Below are 16,395 nucleotides of genomic sequence, written 5' to 3' on the forward strand. Positions count from 1 at the left end.
CACGCAGCGACGCGGACGACGCCGGCGGGGTGTTCGACGACGACGACCTCCGGTCCGCCCGCGAACTGCTCGAGGCCGCACAGTCCGCGATCCGCCGGGGCGACTGGTCGGCGGCGGTCCTCGACGGATTCCGTGCGACCGCCCGCGGCCTCGGCGAGCGCGACCTGGTCCCCGACGTCCCCGGGGCCACCGCACGCACCATCGCCGCCCGCGCAGCCGTGCCCTTCCCCGCCGAGGCCCCGGCGCTCGACGACGCGGCGACGGCCTTCGACGCCGTCCGCTACCTCGGGCTCGACGCCGACGAGGCCACTGCTCGCCGGGTCCTCGACACCGAGCGGGCCGTGCGCCAGGCCCGTCCGGCCAGGTCCGCGGGGCCCGTGGTGCCCGCATGAGCACCGCCACCGACGTGCCGCGCGCGACCGCACCACGACCGGAGCAGCGCGAGAGCCGACGGTTCCGGTTCGGCTTCTGGATCGCCATCGTGCTCGTCGGGATCGTGCTCGCCGTACTCACCGCCGTGGTGCAGGGCGCCGAGCGCCCGGACCGCCGGCCGCTCGACCCCGCCTCGACCACCGCGAGCGGGTCGGCCGCGCTGGTCCGGGTCCTGGAGCAGCGCGGCACCTCCGTCCGGGTGACCGACCGTGCCGACGGGATCGACGGTGGCACGGTGTTCGTCGACGACTCCGACGGCGTCCTCGACCCAGGCGTCGCCGAGCGCATCGCCCGCACCGCCGAGCACGTGGTCCTGGTGGGCGTCGACTCCACGCCGTTCGCGTCGTTCGGCCTCGACGTCACGACGGCCACCGCGCCCGAGGGCGGCGACACCGTGTCCACCGCGTCCTGTGCGATCCCGGCCGCGGCGTCGGCCGCGCGGGTGTCCACCGACGGGTACGGCTACACGGTGGACGACCCCGACGCGGACCGCTGCGCGCCGTCCGGCAGCGGCGACGACCGAGCCTGGGGACTCGTCCGCGCGGCGACGCCCGGCGGCGACGTCACCCTCGTCGGCACCACGTCGGCGTTCCGCAACGACACGATCACGACCGCCGGGAACGCCGCGCTCGCCCTCGGCCTGCTCGGCTCGGACGACCGCCTCACCTGGTACACGCCGACCGTCGGCGCCCCCGACGCCGCCCCGACCCTCGGCGAGCTCGCACCGCCGTGGGTGCCGAGCGGCATCGCGCTGCTCGCCCTGGTGGCCGTCGCCGCCGCGGTGTGGCGGGGCCGACGTCTCGGGCCGCTCGTCGTCGAACGGATGCCCGTCGTGGTCCGCGCCGCCGAGACCACCGAGGGCCGGGCCCGCATGTACGCCCGCACCCACGACCGCACCCACGCCCTCGACACCCTCCGCGTCGCCGCGGTGCGCCGGATCGGTCGGATGCTCGGACTCCCCGGTCCGCGCACGTCGACGACGTCGTCCGCGCAGCGGCCCGCGCCACCGGCATCCCGCACGACCGCGTCGGCGCCGTCCTCGTCGGCGGTCCGACCCGTGACGACCGCGCGCTCGTCGACGGCACGAGGGCACTCGACGACCTCGAACGGGCCGTCCGACGATCCACCTCGGGCGACCGTCCCAGCACCGACCACGACCGACCAGGAGCACGACCGTGACCGACCTGCCAGCTGCCCCCGACCAGCACGACCCCGCACCGGGTCACCGCGCCCCGCACGACCGGAACCAGCACGACCCCGGGCTCCGCGACGCCTTCGGGCGGGTCCGGGCCGAGGTCGCCAAGGCCGTCGTCGGACAGGAGGGCGCGGTGTCCGGCATGATCGTCGGACTCCTGGCGCAGGGGCACGTGCTGCTCGAGGGCGTGCCCGGCGTCGCCAAGACCCTGCTCGTCCGCAGCCTGGCCGCCGCGATGTCCCTCGACACGAAGCGGATCCAGTTCACGCCGGACCTGATGCCCGGCGACGTGACCGGTTCCCTCGTGTACGACGCCTCCACCGGCACGTTCCCGTTCCGCGAGGGCCCCGTCTTCACCAACGTGCTGCTCGCCGACGAGGTGAACCGCACACCCCCGAAGACCCAGTCCGCCCTGCTCGAGGCGATGGAGGAACGCCAGGTCAGTGTCGACGGCGACGCCCGGCTGCTGCCCGACCCGTTCTTCGTCGCCGCGACCATGAACCCGATCGAGTTCGAGGGCACGTACACGCTCCCCGAGGCGCAGCTCGACCGCTTCCTGGTGAAGCTGACGCTCGACATCCCGCCGCGCGACGTCGAGTGGCAGGTCCTCCGCCGGCACGCCGACGGCTTCGTGCCGCGGGACGTCCGGTCGGCGGGCATCACCCCCGTGGTCGGCGTCGACGAGGTCCTCGCCGCGCAGCGCGCCGTCCGGGCCGTCGGTGCGCGTGACGACGTGCTGGCGTACATCGTCGACCTCGCCCGTGCCACCCGTCAGGCTCCGTCCGTCCGGGTCGGGGTCAGCCCGCGCGGTGCGACGGCGCTGCTCGCCGCTGCGAAGGCGTGGGCGTGGCTCACCGGCTACGACGCCATCACACCCGACCACGTGCAGGCGATGGCCCTGCCGGTCTGGCGCCACCGGCTCCGGGTGGCCGCCGACGCCGAGCTCGAGGGCGTCGGCGCCGACGGGGTGCTCCAGCAGGTGCTCGAGCAGGTGCGGGTGCCGATCTAGTGGCGGTCTCCGGCCGGTTCGTCGCGCTCCTCGCCGTCGCCGTCGTGCCCACCGTGCTGCTCGCCAGCGGGTGGGCCGGCCTGGCGTGGGTCGTCGTCGTGCTGCTCGCCGCGGCCCTCGACGTCCTGCTCGCCGCCGACCTGGCACGCGTGCGGGTCGAACGGCGGATGCCGCGACTGGCCCGTCGGGACAGCACCGCCGACGGCACGCTCGTGCTCGCGAACGACGGCGGGCGGGTGCTCCGGGGCATCGTCCGCGACATGTGGGAGCCCTCGGCCGGACACCGCCCGCGCCGGATCCGGATGACGGTGCCCGCGGGCGAACGACGGACCGCCCGCATGCGGTTCACCCCGTTCCGCCGCGGTCGACGCCGCACGGCCGGCGTCGCGATCCGAGCGTTCGGTCCGCTCGGTCTCGCCGCCCGCCAGCGGGTCGTCACGGCGCCGGGCGAACTCGTCGTCACCCCGCCGTTCCGCTCGCGACGGCACCTGCCGTCACGGCTGGCCCGGTTGCGCGAACTCGACGGTGAGACCACCTTGCAGCTCCGCGGCCACGGCACCGAGTTCGACTCGCTGCGCGACTACGTCCGGGGCGACGACGTCCGCTCGATCGACTGGCGAGCGACCGCCCGACGACAGGACCTCGTGGTCCGCACCTGGCGCCCGGAGCGCGACCGGCGGGTCGTGGTCGTCGTCGACGCCGGGCGCGCCGGGGCCGGACGGGTGGCCGACGAACCGCGCCTCGACACCTTCATCGAGTCCGCACTGCTCCTCGGTGCCCTGGCCGCGGCCGCCGGCGACCGGGTCGACCTGGCGGTCCTCGACGACACCGTCCACGACCGTGTGCACGGGGCGACCCGCACCGACGTGGTCCAGCGCTTCGGCGAGGCCCTCGCGATGGCGGAACCCGGGCTCGCCGCCACCGACTGGTCCGCCGTGCCGGCGCTCGTCGACTCGATCACGACCTCACGGGCGCTCGTCGTGCTGGCGTCGAGCCTCGACTCGGTCGGTGCCTCCGGTGACCTGCTGGCGGTGCTGCCCCGGCTCACCCGGCGGCACGCCGTCGTGGTGACGAGCATCGAGGACCCGGCGGTGCAGCGGACCGCACGCGGCGGGGTGGACCCGGCCACGACGATCCGCACGGCGCGGGGCGGACGCGTGCCGGGCCTCCCCACCGGCGCGGAGCGCGACGTGTACCGGCGGGCCGCCGCCGAACGCACCCTGCTCGATGCCGACGGCGTCGCCGACGTCGCACGCCGGAGCGGCGCCGAGGTCGTCCGTGGCGCACCGGCGGACGTCCCACCGCTCGTGGCCGACGCCTACCTGCGCGCGAAGGCGACCGGTCGGCTCTGAAACCGGACGGACGCTACCCGGCGACCAGGGCGGACGTGCCGCGCTCGAACTCGTCGAGGTCGCCGCGCTCCCCGGCCCGGTACGCGCGACCGCCGAGCACCCACTGGTACGCCAGGACCGCGGCGAGCGCGATCGTCCCGATGCCGATCTTGACCGGCCACGGCCAGTCCTGACGGGTGACGATGCCCTCGACCAGCCCGGACAGCAGCAGCGTCAGCGTCAGACCGACCGCGATCGTGATGAGGGCACGGCCGTCCTCGGCGAGGGCCTGCGCACGGGTCCGGTGCGGCCCCGGAGCGACCCACGACCAGAAGATCATCAGGCCCGCCCCGCCGGCGAGGAACACCGAGTACAGCTCGAGCTGGCCGTGCGGGGCGATGTAGAGGAAGAAGTCGCCCAGGCGTCCCTGCGAGTGCATGATCGCCGCGGAGACCCCGAGCCCGACGGCGTTCTGCATGATCGAGAACGGCACGAAGACGCCCGTGATGCCGAACGCGACCATGGTGGCCGCGATGTAGGCGTTGTTCGTCCACACCTGGGCCGTGAACGCGCCGAGGCCGTGGTCGGAGTAGTAGTCGACGAAGTCCTGCGTGGCGTACTGGCGGAGCGCCTCCGGCGTGCCGAAGGTCGCCGTCGCCCCCGGTGTCGTCGTGATCCAGACGGCCACGATCGCGCCGATCGCGACGGTGGCCAGCGCCACCCAGATCGTCACCCAGCGGATCCGGTACAGCGCCGCGGGCAGCTGCCGGGTGAAGAACAGGGCGACCGCGGTGAGCGGGTCGACCGGGGTGCCGGTGAAGCGCAGGCGGGCGCGGTACAGCGTGAGGGACAGCCGGTCGCCGGTCGCGGTGCGGGGTGCGGCGCCGCGGATGCGAGCGAGGTCCGTCGCGGCGGCCTGGTAGCCGGAGACGAGCTGGTCGACGTCGGCACCGGTGGTGTGCCGGGCGCGCGCGAGGCGGTCGAGCTCCTGCCACCGGTCGCGGTGCACCTCGGCGTAGGCGTCCAGGTCCACGTGTTCCCCCTCGTGTCGGCCGACTTCCGACAGAATGATCCCATGTCGAAGCCCCGCACGCCGCGCGACCTCGCCGACGCCCGGTTCTCGCTCGCCCTGGACGAGACCGCCGACGAGCTCGTGGTCGGCGAGGCGGTCGCGCTCGACGTGCAGCCCGCCGGACTCGTCCTGCGGTTGGCGTCGGCGCTCCTCGACGGGGTGTGCCTGCTCGTCCTGTACCTGCTGCTCGTGTTCGGGGTGTCCCGGCTGTGGCCGAGCGGCCTCGACGAGGCGTGGGGTGCCGCGCTGAGCCTCGCCCTGTTCGTCGCCGTGCTCGTGCTCGTGCCGGCCGCCGTCGAGACGGTGACCCGGGGCCGCAGCGTCGGCCGGTACGCCGTCGGCACGCGGGTCGTCCGGGTCGACGGCGGTGCGATCGGATTCCGGCACGCGTTCACCCGCGCACTCGTCGGGCTGTTCGAGCTGTGGATGACGTTCGGGTCGGTGGCACTGCTCGTGGCCTTGTTCGGCAGTCGTCCGCGACGCCTCGGGGACCTGCTCGCCGGCACCGTGGTGCAGCACGAGCGGCTGCCGAAGCAGCGCGACCCGCAGGTCGTCCTGCCACCCGAGCTGACGGCCTGGGCCACGGTCGCGGACGTCTCGGCGCTGCCGCAGCGACTCGAGAACCGGCTCGGCGCGTTCTTCCGCGGGGCCGCCGTGATGCGCCCCGAACTCCGGGAGTCCGCCGCCCGCGCGCTGGCCGCGGACGTCGCACCCTTCGCCCACCCGGTGCCGCCGGTGCCCGCCGAGGTGTTCCTCGCCGGGGTCGTCGTGCTGCGCCGTGGGCGGGACGTGCAGGCGCTGCGCTCCCGTGTCGGGTTGCTCACCGCAGCGGGTGCGTCGGCGTCGGCGCGGCCCCCGGGCTTCCCGCGCTAGCGCGGCGCGCCCCGGCTCAGTACCGGTAGTGCTCGGGCTTGAAGGGGCCCTCGACCGGCACGCCGATGTACGCCGCCTGCTCCGGGCGCAGCGTCGTCAACTCCACCCCGAGGGCACCGAGGTGCAGGCGCGCGACCTTCTCGTCCAGGTGCTTCGGCAGCACGTAGACCCCCGTCGGGTACTCGTCACGACGGGTGTGCAGCTCGATCTGCGCCAGGACCTGGTTCGTGAACGAGTTGCTCATCACGAACGACGGGTGCCCGGTGGCGTTGCCGAGGTTCATCAGCCGCCCCTCGGACAGCACCAGGATCGAGCGGCCGGTCGGCAGACGCCACTCGTGCACCTGCGGCTTGATCTCGACCTTCTCGACACCGGGCAGGGACTCGAGCCCGGCCATGTCGATCTCGTTGTCGAAGTGGCCGACGTTGGCGACGATCGCCAGGTGCTTCAGCCCGAGCATCTCGTCGACGCCCACGACGCCGAGGTTGCCCGTGCACGTGATGACCATGTCGACAGTCTCGATGACGTCGGCGAGACGTGCCACCTGGTAGCCGTCCATCGCGGCCTGCAGCGCGCAGATCGGGTCGACCTCGCTCACGATGACGCGGGCGCCCTGGCCACGCAGCGCCTCGGCCGCCCCCTTGCCGACGTCGCCGTACCCGACCACGAACGCGACCTTGCCGCCCATCAGGACGTCGGTCGCACGGTTCAGGCCGTCGGGCAGGGAGTGGCGGATGCCGTACTTGTTGTCGAACTTCGACTTCGTCACGGAGTCGTTCACGTTGATCGCGGGGAACCGCAGGTGTCCGGTGCGCGACAGCTCGTACAGGCGGTGCACGCCTGTGGTGGTCTCCTCGGTGACGCCCTCGATGTCCGCGGCGATGCGGGTCCAGCGGTCGGACGACGTCTCGAGCGACGCCGCGACGGTGTCGAGCACGATCTTCCACTCGGCACTCGCGTCGGCGCCGGCGACCGGTGCCGCACCGGCGGCTTCGGCGTCGGCACCGGTGTGCACGAGCATCGTGGCGTCGCCGCCGTCGTCGAGGATCAGGTTCGGACCGGCCCAGTCGGCTCCGGCGGCAGCGGCCTCGGCGGTCCAGTCGAAGATGCGGCTGGTGCACCACCAGTACTCCTCGAGCGTCTCGCCCTTCCACGCGAACACGGGGACGCCGGCTGGTGCGTCCGGTGTGCCGGTCGGGCCGACCGCGATCGCCGCGGCGGCTTCGTCCTGCGTGGAGAAGATGTTGCAGCTCGCCCACCGCACCTGCGCACCGAGGGCGACGAGCGTCTCGATCAGGACGGCCGTCTGCACCGTCATGTGCAGCGACCCGGCGATGCGCGCGCCGGCCAGCGGCTGCGACGCCCCGAACTCCTCGCGCAGGGCCATCAGGCCCGGCATCTCGTTCTCGGCGAGGCGGATCTGGTGACGGCCCGCCTCGGCGAGCGAGAGGTCGGCGACGCGGTACGGTGCTGCGGTCTGGGCTTCGGTGGGCATGCCCATCAGTCTTCCATGCCGGGAGGCGCGGGTCCCCAGCCGACGTCGGTCACGTTCCACGGGCCTCCCGTGCACCGCCGCTGGTGCGTCGCGGACGCGAGCCGTCAGTCGGTCTCGCGCTGCAGCGGCTCGCGCCGCACCACCTGCCAGCCGCGCGGGACGCGCAGGCCGGCGGCGTGCCGGGCGCAGAGGTCGTAGCCGTGCGGTTCGACCCGCGTGGAGAGCGGCCCGACGACGACCATGGAGTCTCCGTAGTCGTAGGTCAGGGTCGCCGAAGCGCTCGCGGCGCACGCGACCTTGCTGCAGATCCTCACGTCCATGTCGACATGGAGCCTAGCGGAGCGCCCGGGAGCACCCGGGAGCACCCGGTGCGCGCGTACGATGTGGGGATGCGTCGCAAGCCCCGCCTCGTCACTCCCGTCGACCGCGGTCGAGGCCGGTCCCGGCACGGACGCGGCGGGCGGTCGAGCGTGACTGGTCCCGAACTCGCGCCGATCACGACCCGCGCCGAGGCCTTCGACCGCATCGTCGGCGACAGCGCCCACTACCTGATCGGGCTGTGGCCCGAGGAACTGTCGGGCGTGGTGTTCCAGGTGGCCGACATGCCGACCGATGCCACCCTGCCCGACGCGATGCCCCGGTGGCGGATCGACCGCGACACCCGCAGGGTCACCGTGTTCCGGATCCCCGTCGAGCGGGTGAACCGCAGCCCCGAGAAGGACGACGCGGACCGGCGGATCATCATCGAGACGGCCGTGTTCCGGGCCGTCGGCGAGCTGATCGGCAAGGACCCGTGGGACCTCGCCCCGGACCGCTACCGCCACTGGTGACGACGCGGCGCCGGGCGGCGGCGCACCGTCCTCGTCGTCAGGGGTAGACGCGCACCGGCGTGGACACCTGGGTGGACGGTCGGATCGGGAACCCGGCGATGCCGTCGTCCCCGCGGTAGGTCACACCCGCCACGATGCCCTCGGCCCCGGAGATCGAGAGCTGCTTCGCCGTCTGCACCGGCAGGGTCGCGGTGACGCCGGACAGCAGCTGGAGCGTGGTCTCCTCGTCGCCGGAGCGGATCGTGACCGAACGGTCCTCGCGCGTGGTGTTGACGAGGTTCAGGCGGACGCCTTCCCCCGGTGCCACCGCGGTGATGACCTGGTCGCCCAGGGGCTCGGCCGAGGCGAACCAGCCGAGGTCGCTGTTGCCGTCGGCCGTCGGCGAGGTCGTCCGGGCACCGGTGACGACCGGTTGCGTCGACGTGACGGTGAACGAGTACCGGCCGTCCGGGAAGTCGTCGAGCGCGACGTCGGTCACGACCCCGGGCTCGGCAGTGGCGTTCACGGTCGTGCCGCCGCCGTCCGCCGTGCTGATGCCGAGCGTGACGCGTGCCGACCGGGTACCGGGGACGAACAGCCGGACGACGGGGGCGGCGTCCGCGGTGTCGTCACCGCGCTGCGCCTCCTGCGCGCCGGCGAGCACGACGCCGGGGATGACCTGCGACCGTGAGGGGCGGCGCCGCCGGAGACGATGTCGTAACCGCCGGGGGTCAGCGTGCGCACGACGGTCTCCTGCATGTGGGCCACGATCTGCCCGCCGGAGGACGAGACGTGCACGACGGTCGATCCCTGGTCGGACACGAAGCCGGACAACGGGACGACCTTCTGGGTGTTCGGGGCGACGACGATGCCGGTCGTGCCGGGGGCGCTGACCGTGCCGGTGCCGTCGTAGATCGCCAGGTCGACGGTCGCGTTCACGTCGGTCGGGTTCGACAGGGTGACGAGGCTGGTGCGCCCGGTCTCGGTCGAGCCGCCGACGAGCCAGGTCGACTGCGAGGGGTCGTCGCAGGACGCCGCACCGGCGCCGACCAGGTCGCCGCTGGAGACGCTCTGGTAGCTGCTGCCGGCGACCTGCGGTGTGGTGTCGCCCGCGGGGGCGGTGAGCAGGCGCGGGTCGCTGCCGCCGGTGGACGACGGGTCGAGTGAGGACCGTTCCACGGTCGACCCGGTCGTCGCCGTGGCCACGGTGGCCGACCCGACGGTGCTCGCCTGGGTGGCGTCGTTGCCGGAGTCGTCGGACAGCCGCAGCGCGCTGCCGGCGCAGACGCGTTCGGCGTCGGCCGGCACCGGGGTGACGGTCCGGCCGGCCGGGCGACCCGGTTCGGCCGCGGTGCCGTACGCGTGCGCAGCCGTGACGGCGCCGGCAGCGACGACGACGGCGATCGCGGTCGCGGTGCCGCGGACGACCCAGCGTCGGACCGAACGGGTGGTGGTGCTCATTCGTCGCGCTCCTCGTCGAAGGTGGTCGCGGGTTCCTCGGCCTCGATGACGTTCGAGGTGGCGCGGCGGCGGCGCGGGGCCGTCGGCACGGCGAGCAACGCGGCCGCCCCGAACACCACACCGAGCACGACCAGGTACAGGACGTGCGTGGCGCGGGCCGCGGCGGACCCGGTGGTGGTCCGGTCGACGTCGCCCTCGTAGTGGAACAGCTGGCCGTTCGTGGTCTCACCGATGCTCGTGAAGAGGGCGTTCTGCCCGATCGCGCCCGCGGCCCGGTCGTGCACGGTCTGCGCCTCGGGATCGTCGCCGGCGTCGTCGAGCAGGACGAAGCTGATGCCGAGTCCCTGCAGCGCCGGCCGTGGGTCGTAGCCGCTGCGGCTCGCCAGGTTGCCGGCGAGCGTCGTCAGGCGGGCGCCGGACTCGCTCAACCGCAGGGCGGTGGCGTCGAGGGTCGACTGGTCGTCGAGGGTGGCGCCCTGTCCGCGTTCGAGCGCGACCGCGAGCGACCCGTCGTCCTGCGGCACCACGACCAGCGTGCCGACGTCGGGGTTCGCCTGGGCCTCGGCGTTCACGTACGCGCTGAGCACCCGGCCGGTGGTCGGCTGGATGGCGGCGTTGCCGAGGTAGAACGCGGCGAACGCGGGGGCCACCGCCACACCGGCGAGCACCGTCGCGACGAGCCCGGTGACCGGTGCGGCCTTCGGCAGCACGTCGATCCCGATGCAGGCAGCCACGACGATCGCGAGCCAGTACACCGACAGGCCGCTGCCCGGCCACACGATGGTGGTGGTCGACCCGACACCGGTGACGGTCACGTGGGTGGCGGCGAACGCCGTGCCGAAGCCGAGCAGTGCGACGACGAGCGCCGAGCCGGCGACGGCCCAGCGGTGTCCGAGCACCGCGCCGATCGCGGCGGCGGCGATCGGCACGGCCAAGACGGCCATCACGATCGGCAGCCACGTGCCGACGGCGGCGAGCCCGGACGTTGCGGGCAGCCACCCGCTCCAGTCCGGCAGCGGCTGTCCGATGGCCAGCTGCAGCGCGGACGGCGCCCGGGTGGCCGAGGGGACGCCGGGATCGGCGAAGACGGCGAGGACGTTGCCGCGGGCGACCTGGGCGAGGACGAGCGGCAGGAAGAGCACCGCGGTGGGCACCGGGATGAAGGCCCGACGGTGTGCACGGCGCCACCCGACGACGAGCGCGACGAGCCACCCGACCAGCAGGACCGGCAGCAACGACGGTGCCGAGGCCGCCGCGACCGCGAACAGCAGCGAGGCGCCGGACGCCCACGCCCACGAGCGGTGTGCCTCGAGCACGGCGACGAACAGCCACGGCAGCACCAGGTGCGCGATGACGGCACCGAGGTGACCCGTCGTGACCGCGCCGACGAGCGAGGGCGCGATGGCGTACAGCGCGGCCCCGATCACCGGCACCCACTTGCGGGTGGTCACCTTGCGGACGGCGAACCACGCGCCGAGCGCGGACACGGGGAAGGCGACGAGCATCACGAGCACGACGGACGTCGACGGCGACCAGAACACGATCGAACCGAGGACCGCCAGCACGGCGGCGAACGGATCGGAGGGTCCGGTGAACCCGGTGCCGAGCGAGTGCCAGCCGTACCCGACGTTCTGCCAGAGCTGCCCGACGCTCGTGCTGAGGGGCAGCAGGCCGCCGCCGGTCAGCGCCGGCGAGCCGAGCAGGGGGTAGAGCGTCACGACACTCAGGACCGCCGCGGCCAGCACGACCCAGATCCCGCCGTCGCCGAGGAACGACGCCCGTGCGATCGGTGCGTCCTCGACCCGGGCGAGTTCCACGTCCCGCGAGGTGGTCCGGTGCTCGTGCACCCGACGCCAGCTGACCCGGAGCGGTTCGACGGCGGCCCAGCCGAGCTTCTTCGTGCGGGCGAGGTTCCGACGCGCCCGACCGGTGCCACCGCCGAACGCCACCGCGAACGCCGCGGCGAGCTCGGGGACGACGGCCGCCGGGTGCTTGGCGACGAGGTGGCCGATCGCCCGGCCGACCGCGAAGGGGACGAGGGTGAGCCAGTGCAGCCAGAGCAGTCCACCCGGCGTGTAGGTCATCCGGCGGTGCAGCTGCGCCTGCCGGTGCATGCGGACACGGCGGGCCTCGGAGACGCGCTTGCGGCCGAACTCCTCGACCGGACCGGCGGTGGTGACCTTCGCCTCGGGGACCACGGCCACGCGGTGCCCGGCCAGGCGGACCCGGACGCAGAAGTCGAGGGCGGCGTCGACGTCGGGCAGCGCCGGGTCGAAGCCGGCGAGCTCGGTCCACACCGAGCGGCGCACGAGCATGCCGCCAGCGGCGACGCCGAGCACGTCGGTGTGCCGGTCGTGCTGGCCCTGGTCGAGCTCGTCCTGCACGAGGCCGATGGAGCGACCGAAGCGCGTCATGCTCTCGCCGAACGCGCGGATGAGCGAAGGGTCGTCGTCGGCGACGAGCTTCGGACCCGCGACGACGACGGACGGCGCGATCTCGACGGCGGAGAGCAGGTCGGCGAGCGCGGTCGGCGACGGTGCGTTGTCGTGTCCGAGCAGCCACAGCCACTCGTCGACGGGCTCGTCCGCGACGGCGGGCGGAGCCTCGCGCTCCCCGCGCGCGACGGCCTCGCCGAAGGGGCGTCCGGCCGGCAGGCGCAGGAGCTCGGCGGACCCGCCGAAGGACAGGCCCGCGGTGGAGCCGTCGGTCGACCCGACGTCGACGACCACCAGGTTCTCCGGGTGGCGGGTCTGGGCCGCGAGTGCGTCCAGGGTCCGGTCGAGGTGGGCCGCTCCGTTGGCGGCGACGAGGATCGCGGTGACTCTGGGCTGCATGACGGGCGTCACTCTACGGTCTGGAGGCACGGCGTCCGCTGCGGACGGCGGCGCGCCGTGAACCTGTGGAGGCCATCAACGCGCGGTGCGCGTCGGAGGCGATCCGTGCCTCCAGGAAAGTGGTGTGTGCCTAGGCACGCTTCCTGAGCTTGCGGCGCTCGCGCTCGGACAGGCCACCCCAGATGCCGAAACGCTCGTCGTTCTCGAGCGCGTACTCGAGGCAGTGCGCCCGCACCTCGCACGAGGTGCAGATCTTCTTCGCTTCGCGCGTGGAGCCGCCCTTCTCGGGGAAGAACGCCTCCGGGTCGGTCTGCGCGCACAACGAGTCGACCTGCCACGCGAGCGGGTTCTCCTCGTCGTCCGTCTCCGGCCGTCGGACACCCGGGACGCCGAGCGCCACGGGGTCGACGTGCCAGTCCTCCGGAACTCCGGCGTGGAAGTCGGAACTGTTCACCCTGATCACCCCTGACGTCTCGATAACGGGACCACAACGATTGAAGTCGTTGCCTGTAATTACAGCGGTGTCATTCGTCTGAGTCAAGTCGCGGATCATAGAAGGCACTGACCGCTTCGGCGTGTCATGTCCCCCGTCTGGGCGTGTCGCACCCGGTCTGTCGGGGTTTCGGGGGACAACTGACACGTCCTCAGCCACTAGGAGGCGCTGCGGCGGGCCTCCCACGCACTCGTGACCATCTCGTCCAGGGTGTGGCGCATCGCCCAGTCCAGGTCGCGCGTCGCGGCCTCGCCGGTGGCCACGATGCGCGCCGGGTCACCAGGCCGACGGGGAGCGATCTCCGGCTCGAAGGCGATCCCGGTGCCCTTCGCCATGGCGTCCATGATCTGCCGGACGCTCACACCGTCGCCGCTGCCGAGGTTGTAGGCCTGCTCGAGCGGCTCGCCCGCCTCGAGCTTCTGCGCCGCGACGGCGTGCGAGTGCGCGAGGTCGGCGACGTGGATGTAGTCGCGGACGCAGGTGCCGTCCTCGGTGGCGTAGTCGTCGCCGTTGATGCGGGGCGTACGGCCGGCCAGCAGTGCGTCGAACACGAGCGGGAACAGGTTGTGCGGGCTGGCGTCGTACAGGTCGGGCTCGCCGGACCCGACGACGTTGAAGTAGCGGAGCGAGGTCGTCGTGAAGCCGGCGGCGACCTCCATGTCGCGCAGCAGCCACTCGCCGATGAGCTTCGACTCGCCGTACGGCGATTCGGGCGCCTTCGGGGTCGACTCCACGACGACGTCGACGTCCGGGGTGCCGTACACCGCGGCGCTCGAGGAGAAGACCGCCTTCGTGACGCCGTTCTCGGCCATCGCGCGGAGCAGCGTGGCCATCCCGGTCACGTTCTGCTCGTAGGTGTGCAGCGGACGCTCGACCGAGACGCCGGCGTACTTGAAGCCCGCGACGTGCACCACGCCGGTGACGTCGTGCTCGCGCAGGGTGCGGGCGACGAGCTCGCCGTCGAGGATCGTGCCCTCGACGAACGGCACGTCGTCCGGCACGAACGCGCGGAAGCCGCTCGAGAGGTCGTCGAACGCGACCGTGTCGATGCCGGCCGAGCGCAGTGCTCGGACGACGTGGGACCCGATGTACCCGGCACCGCCGGTGACCAGCCAACTCATGGTCGCCACGCTAGCGGACGGACGCGGCGCCCCGGTGGCGGCGTGCGGGACCGCGCCAGGGCGTGCGGCTCCGCGCCGGTCCGGTGCTGCCCGGGGTCCGGTGCCCGGGTCGCTGCGGACTACCGACCGGTGGCGATGAACACCGTGGACGTCACGCCGTTCGACGAGTCGGCCTCCACCGTGACGTCACCCTCGTCCGGCGTGATGAAGCAGGACTCTCCCTTGCGGAGCAGCGTGGCGGACGTCGCGCCGACGAGCGTCACGACGCCCTCGGTGCAGATCGCGATCGACGGTCCGGTCAGCGGGGCCACGCCGCCGGTGCTCAGTCCGACCGGTCGTCCGTCCCCGTCGACCCGCAGCAGCGCGAAGCCGACGCCCTCCGGCGCGAAGCGGTCCACGCCGGGGGCCAGGCGCTCGGGCTCGAGGACCGGTGCCGGGTACGCCGTGAAGTCGAGCACGTGCAGGAGTTCGGGCACGTCGACGTGCTTCGGCGTCAGTCCCCCGCGCAGCACGTTGTCGGACGGCGCCATCAGCTCGATGCCGAGGCCGTCCAGGTAGGCGTGGATGTTGCCGGCGGGCAGGTACATCGCCTGCCCCGCGGTGAGCGTCACCCGGTGCATGAGCAGGGAGACGACGATGCCGGGGTCGCCCGGCCAGCTCGTCGCCAGGTCGCGGACCGTCGCCGTGTTCGGGGTGAGGACGTCGTCGTCGAGTGCGAGGGCGAGGTCGCTCGCGGCCTGCACGACGGCGAGCGCGGACTCGTCGGCCGTCTCGAGCCACCGGACGGTGTCCTGGAGCCCGTGCTGCAGGTGCACCTCGAGCGGGCCGAGCCGACCGCTGCCGGCGTCGAGCACGCGGACCTCGGCCAGGGTGTCCTCCACCGGGCGGAAGCCACTCAGGGCCTCGAACCGCTCGCTCAGGGCGACGACGAGCTCGGGCTTCGGGAAGGGGTCCTTGTAGTTGCGCGCCGGGTCGTCGATCGCGATGCCCTCGCGCTCCTCGCGCGCGAAGCCGGCCTCGGCCTGCTCCGGTGTCGGGTGCGCCTGCAGCGACAGGGGCGCCGCCGCTGCGAGTACCTTCAGCAGGAACGGCAAACCGGTGCGGTCGCCGCCCAGGGCGTCCTGCGGCTCGGCGGCGATCCAGTCGAGCAGCGTGTCGGCACCGCCGACCATCGCCGGGTTGACGACCACGCTCGGGCTGCCCGGGTGCGCGCCGAGCCAGAGCTCTGCCTGCGGGGCGCCGGTGACGGTGCGACCGAGGAGCTCCGGGATCGCGGTGACCGACCCCCAGGCGTAGTCGCGGGGGGTGTTCGTGATGCCGAGGAACATGGGCGAGAGCCTACCGGCGCGGCCCGCGACACTAGAATCTCCGCGATGTCTGCAAGCACGGTGGAGTCACCGCCCCGAGGGTCCCTGCGTTCCTCCCCCGCCGCACGGCCGACCCCACGCGGTGGGACATCCAGGGGCTCCGTGCGTTCGCGGTCCTCGCCGTCGTGCTCTACCACCTGTGGCCCGACCGGCTGCCGGGCGGCTTCGTCGGCGTCGACGTGTTCTTCGTGATCTCGGGCTTCCTGATCACCGGACACCTGCTCCGTGAGCTGACCACCACCGGCCGGATCGGGCTCGCCGGGTTCTGGTCGCGGCGGGCGAAGCGGCTGCTCCCCGGGGCCTTCCTCACGATCGCCGCGACGGGGACCGCCGTGCTGGTGTGGGTCCCGAGCGCGCTGTGGGGCCAGTACGGCCGTGAGCTCATCGCGTCGACGGTCTACGTGCAGAACTGGCAGCTGGCCGCCGACTCGGTCGACTACCTGGCGCAGGGCAACCAGGCGTCGCCGTTCCAGCACTTCTGGTCGCTGTCGGTCGAGGAGCAGTTCTACATCGCCCTCCCGCTCCTGCTGCTCCTCGCGTTGTGGGTCGCTCGGCGTGCACGTCGGGACGGCGTCTCCCCGCCGTCGTCGCGCAGGTGCTCCTCGGCGCCGTCGTGGTCCTGTCCCTGGCGTGGAGCATCGTCCAGACCCACACCGCCTCGGGCGTCGCGTACTTCTCGACGGCGACCCGGGCGTGGGAGTTCGCGCTCGGCGGGCTCGCGGCGACCATCCCGCTGGCGGCGCCGCGCACCGGACCGGCTCGGTCGGTGCGGGTCGTGGGGGCGTGGGTCGGCGCGGCCGGGCTCGTCGCGTCGCTCGTGCTGATCACCGGGTCCACGCCCTTCCCCGGCATCGCCGCCGCGCTGCCGGTCGTGTCGGCGACGCTCGTCGTGCTGTTCGGCGC

General features: G+C 73.5%; 13 protein-coding genes and 2 pseudogenes. 7 read left to right on the forward strand and 8 right to left on the reverse strand.

The genetic code is table 11. The features are described from left to right. Positions 1-29 precede the first annotated feature (29 nt). From ACZZ0J_RS05255 to ACZZ0J_RS05270, 4 genes and pseudogenes are all read left to right on the forward strand, one after another. Positions 30-392, forward strand: coding sequence for a DUF4129 domain-containing protein (locus ACZZ0J_RS05255; RefSeq protein WP_463435276.1), 363 nt, complete (start codon positions 30-32; stop codon positions 390-392). Then, positions 389-1,018: pseudogene (locus ACZZ0J_RS05260) on the forward strand (DUF4350 domain-containing protein); the annotation flags it as partial. The gene ACZZ0J_RS05255 and the pseudogene ACZZ0J_RS05260, both read left to right, overlap by 4 nt. A 589-nt stretch (positions 1,019-1,607) precedes the next feature. Next, the gene (locus ACZZ0J_RS05265; protein WP_235036026.1) at positions 1,608-2,636 is read left to right on the forward strand and encodes an AAA family ATPase; all 1,029 of its coding nucleotides are present in this window, start codon (positions 1,608-1,610) and stop codon (positions 2,634-2,636) included. Next, the gene (locus tag ACZZ0J_RS05270; RefSeq protein WP_463435279.1) at positions 2,636-3,988 is read left to right on the forward strand and encodes a DUF58 domain-containing protein; all 1,353 of its coding nucleotides are present in this window, start codon (positions 2,636-2,638) and stop codon (positions 3,986-3,988) included. The genes ACZZ0J_RS05265 and ACZZ0J_RS05270 overlap by 1 nt, the downstream gene beginning before the upstream one ends. A 13-nt stretch (positions 3,989-4,001) precedes the next feature. Here ACZZ0J_RS05270 and ACZZ0J_RS05275 read toward each other — a convergent pair whose 3' ends face one another. After that, complete coding sequence (locus ACZZ0J_RS05275) at positions 4,002-5,000, reverse strand: stage II sporulation protein M (protein ID WP_131845594.1); 999 nt, start codon at positions 4,998-5,000, stop codon at positions 4,002-4,004. Between the two features lie 42 nt (positions 5,001-5,042). Between ACZZ0J_RS05275 and ACZZ0J_RS05280 the strand changes: the two genes are divergently transcribed. Further along, positions 5,043-5,912: an RDD family protein gene (locus tag ACZZ0J_RS05280; protein ID WP_463435283.1), complete on the forward strand. Its 870-nt coding sequence runs from the start codon at positions 5,043-5,045 to the stop codon at positions 5,910-5,912. Positions 5,913-5,928: 16 nt separating this feature from the next. Here the strand turns inward: ACZZ0J_RS05280 and ahcY are convergent, their stop codons facing one another. Further along, positions 5,929-7,407, reverse strand: coding sequence for an adenosylhomocysteinase (gene ahcY, locus ACZZ0J_RS05285; protein ID WP_463435285.1), 1,479 nt, complete (start codon positions 7,405-7,407; stop codon positions 5,929-5,931). 104 nt (positions 7,408-7,511) lie between these two features. Beyond that, positions 7,512-7,727: a DUF3499 family protein gene (locus tag ACZZ0J_RS05290; RefSeq protein ID WP_111085977.1), complete on the reverse strand. Its 216-nt coding sequence runs from the start codon at positions 7,725-7,727 to the stop codon at positions 7,512-7,514. 150 nt (positions 7,728-7,877) lie between these two features. Here ACZZ0J_RS05290 and ACZZ0J_RS05295 point away from each other — a divergent pair, with 150 nt between their 5' ends. After that, a complete protein-coding gene (locus ACZZ0J_RS05295) occupies positions 7,878-8,237 on the forward strand; it encodes a metallopeptidase family protein (RefSeq protein ID WP_463435288.1) in 360 nt (119 codons plus the stop codon). 37 nt (positions 8,238-8,274) lie between these two features. On the opposite strand, the pseudogene ACZZ0J_RS05300 reads toward ACZZ0J_RS05295, so the two are convergent. From ACZZ0J_RS05300 to manA, 5 genes and pseudogenes are all read right to left on the reverse strand, one after another. Beyond that, positions 8,275-9,677 (reverse strand): annotated as a pseudogene (locus ACZZ0J_RS05300) (DUF5719 family protein). After that, positions 9,674-12,511: a glycosyltransferase family 2 protein gene (locus tag ACZZ0J_RS05305; RefSeq protein ID WP_463435290.1), complete on the reverse strand. Its 2,838-nt coding sequence runs from the start codon at positions 12,509-12,511 to the stop codon at positions 9,674-9,676. The pseudogene ACZZ0J_RS05300 and the gene ACZZ0J_RS05305 overlap by 4 nt, the downstream one beginning before the upstream one ends. A gap of 130 nt (positions 12,512-12,641) precedes the next feature. Continuing rightward, entirely contained in the window at positions 12,642-12,974 is a 333-nt protein-coding gene (locus ACZZ0J_RS05310) for a WhiB family transcriptional regulator (protein ID WP_374102056.1), read from the reverse strand. A 188-nt stretch (positions 12,975-13,162) separates the two neighbouring features. After that, positions 13,163-14,125, reverse strand: coding sequence for a UDP-glucose 4-epimerase GalE (galE, locus tag ACZZ0J_RS05315; RefSeq protein WP_159573839.1), 963 nt, complete (start codon positions 14,123-14,125; stop codon positions 13,163-13,165). Between the two features lie 119 nt (positions 14,126-14,244). Further along, positions 14,245-15,453: a mannose-6-phosphate isomerase, class I gene (gene manA / locus ACZZ0J_RS05320; protein WP_463435294.1), complete on the reverse strand. Its 1,209-nt coding sequence runs from the start codon at positions 15,451-15,453 to the stop codon at positions 14,245-14,247. Between the two features lie 128 nt (positions 15,454-15,581). Here manA and ACZZ0J_RS05325 point away from each other — a divergent pair, with 128 nt between their 5' ends. After that, a complete protein-coding gene (locus ACZZ0J_RS05325) occupies positions 15,582-16,316 on the forward strand; it encodes an acyltransferase family protein (protein WP_463438143.1) in 735 nt (244 codons plus the stop codon). The last annotated feature ends 79 nt before the right edge of the window (positions 16,317-16,395 follow it).

The sequence above is a fragment of the Curtobacterium sp. AC272 genome (assembly GCF_979258155.1).

Excerpts from the sequence above, each read along its gene's own strand:
- ACZZ0J_RS05280 (WP_463435283.1), top strand. The coding sequence starts at position 5,043 with ATGTCGAAGCCCCGCACGCCGCGCGACCTCGCCGACGCCCGGTTCTCG.
- ahcY (WP_463435285.1), bottom strand. The coding sequence starts at position 7,407 with ATGCCCACCGAAGCCCAGACCGCAGCACCGTACCGCGTCGCCGACCTC.
- ACZZ0J_RS05290 (WP_111085977.1), bottom strand. The coding sequence starts at position 7,727 with ATGGACGTGAGGATCTGCAGCAAGGTCGCGTGCGCCGCGAGCGCTTCG.
- ACZZ0J_RS05305 (WP_463435290.1), bottom strand. The coding sequence starts at position 12,511 with ATGCAGCCCAGAGTCACCGCGATCCTCGTCGCCGCCAACGGAGCGGCC.
- galE (WP_159573839.1), bottom strand. The coding sequence starts at position 14,125 with ATGAGTTGGCTGGTCACCGGCGGTGCCGGGTACATCGGGTCCCACGTC.
- manA (WP_463435294.1), bottom strand. The coding sequence starts at position 15,453 with ATGTTCCTCGGCATCACGAACACCCCCCGCGACTACGCCTGGGGGTCG.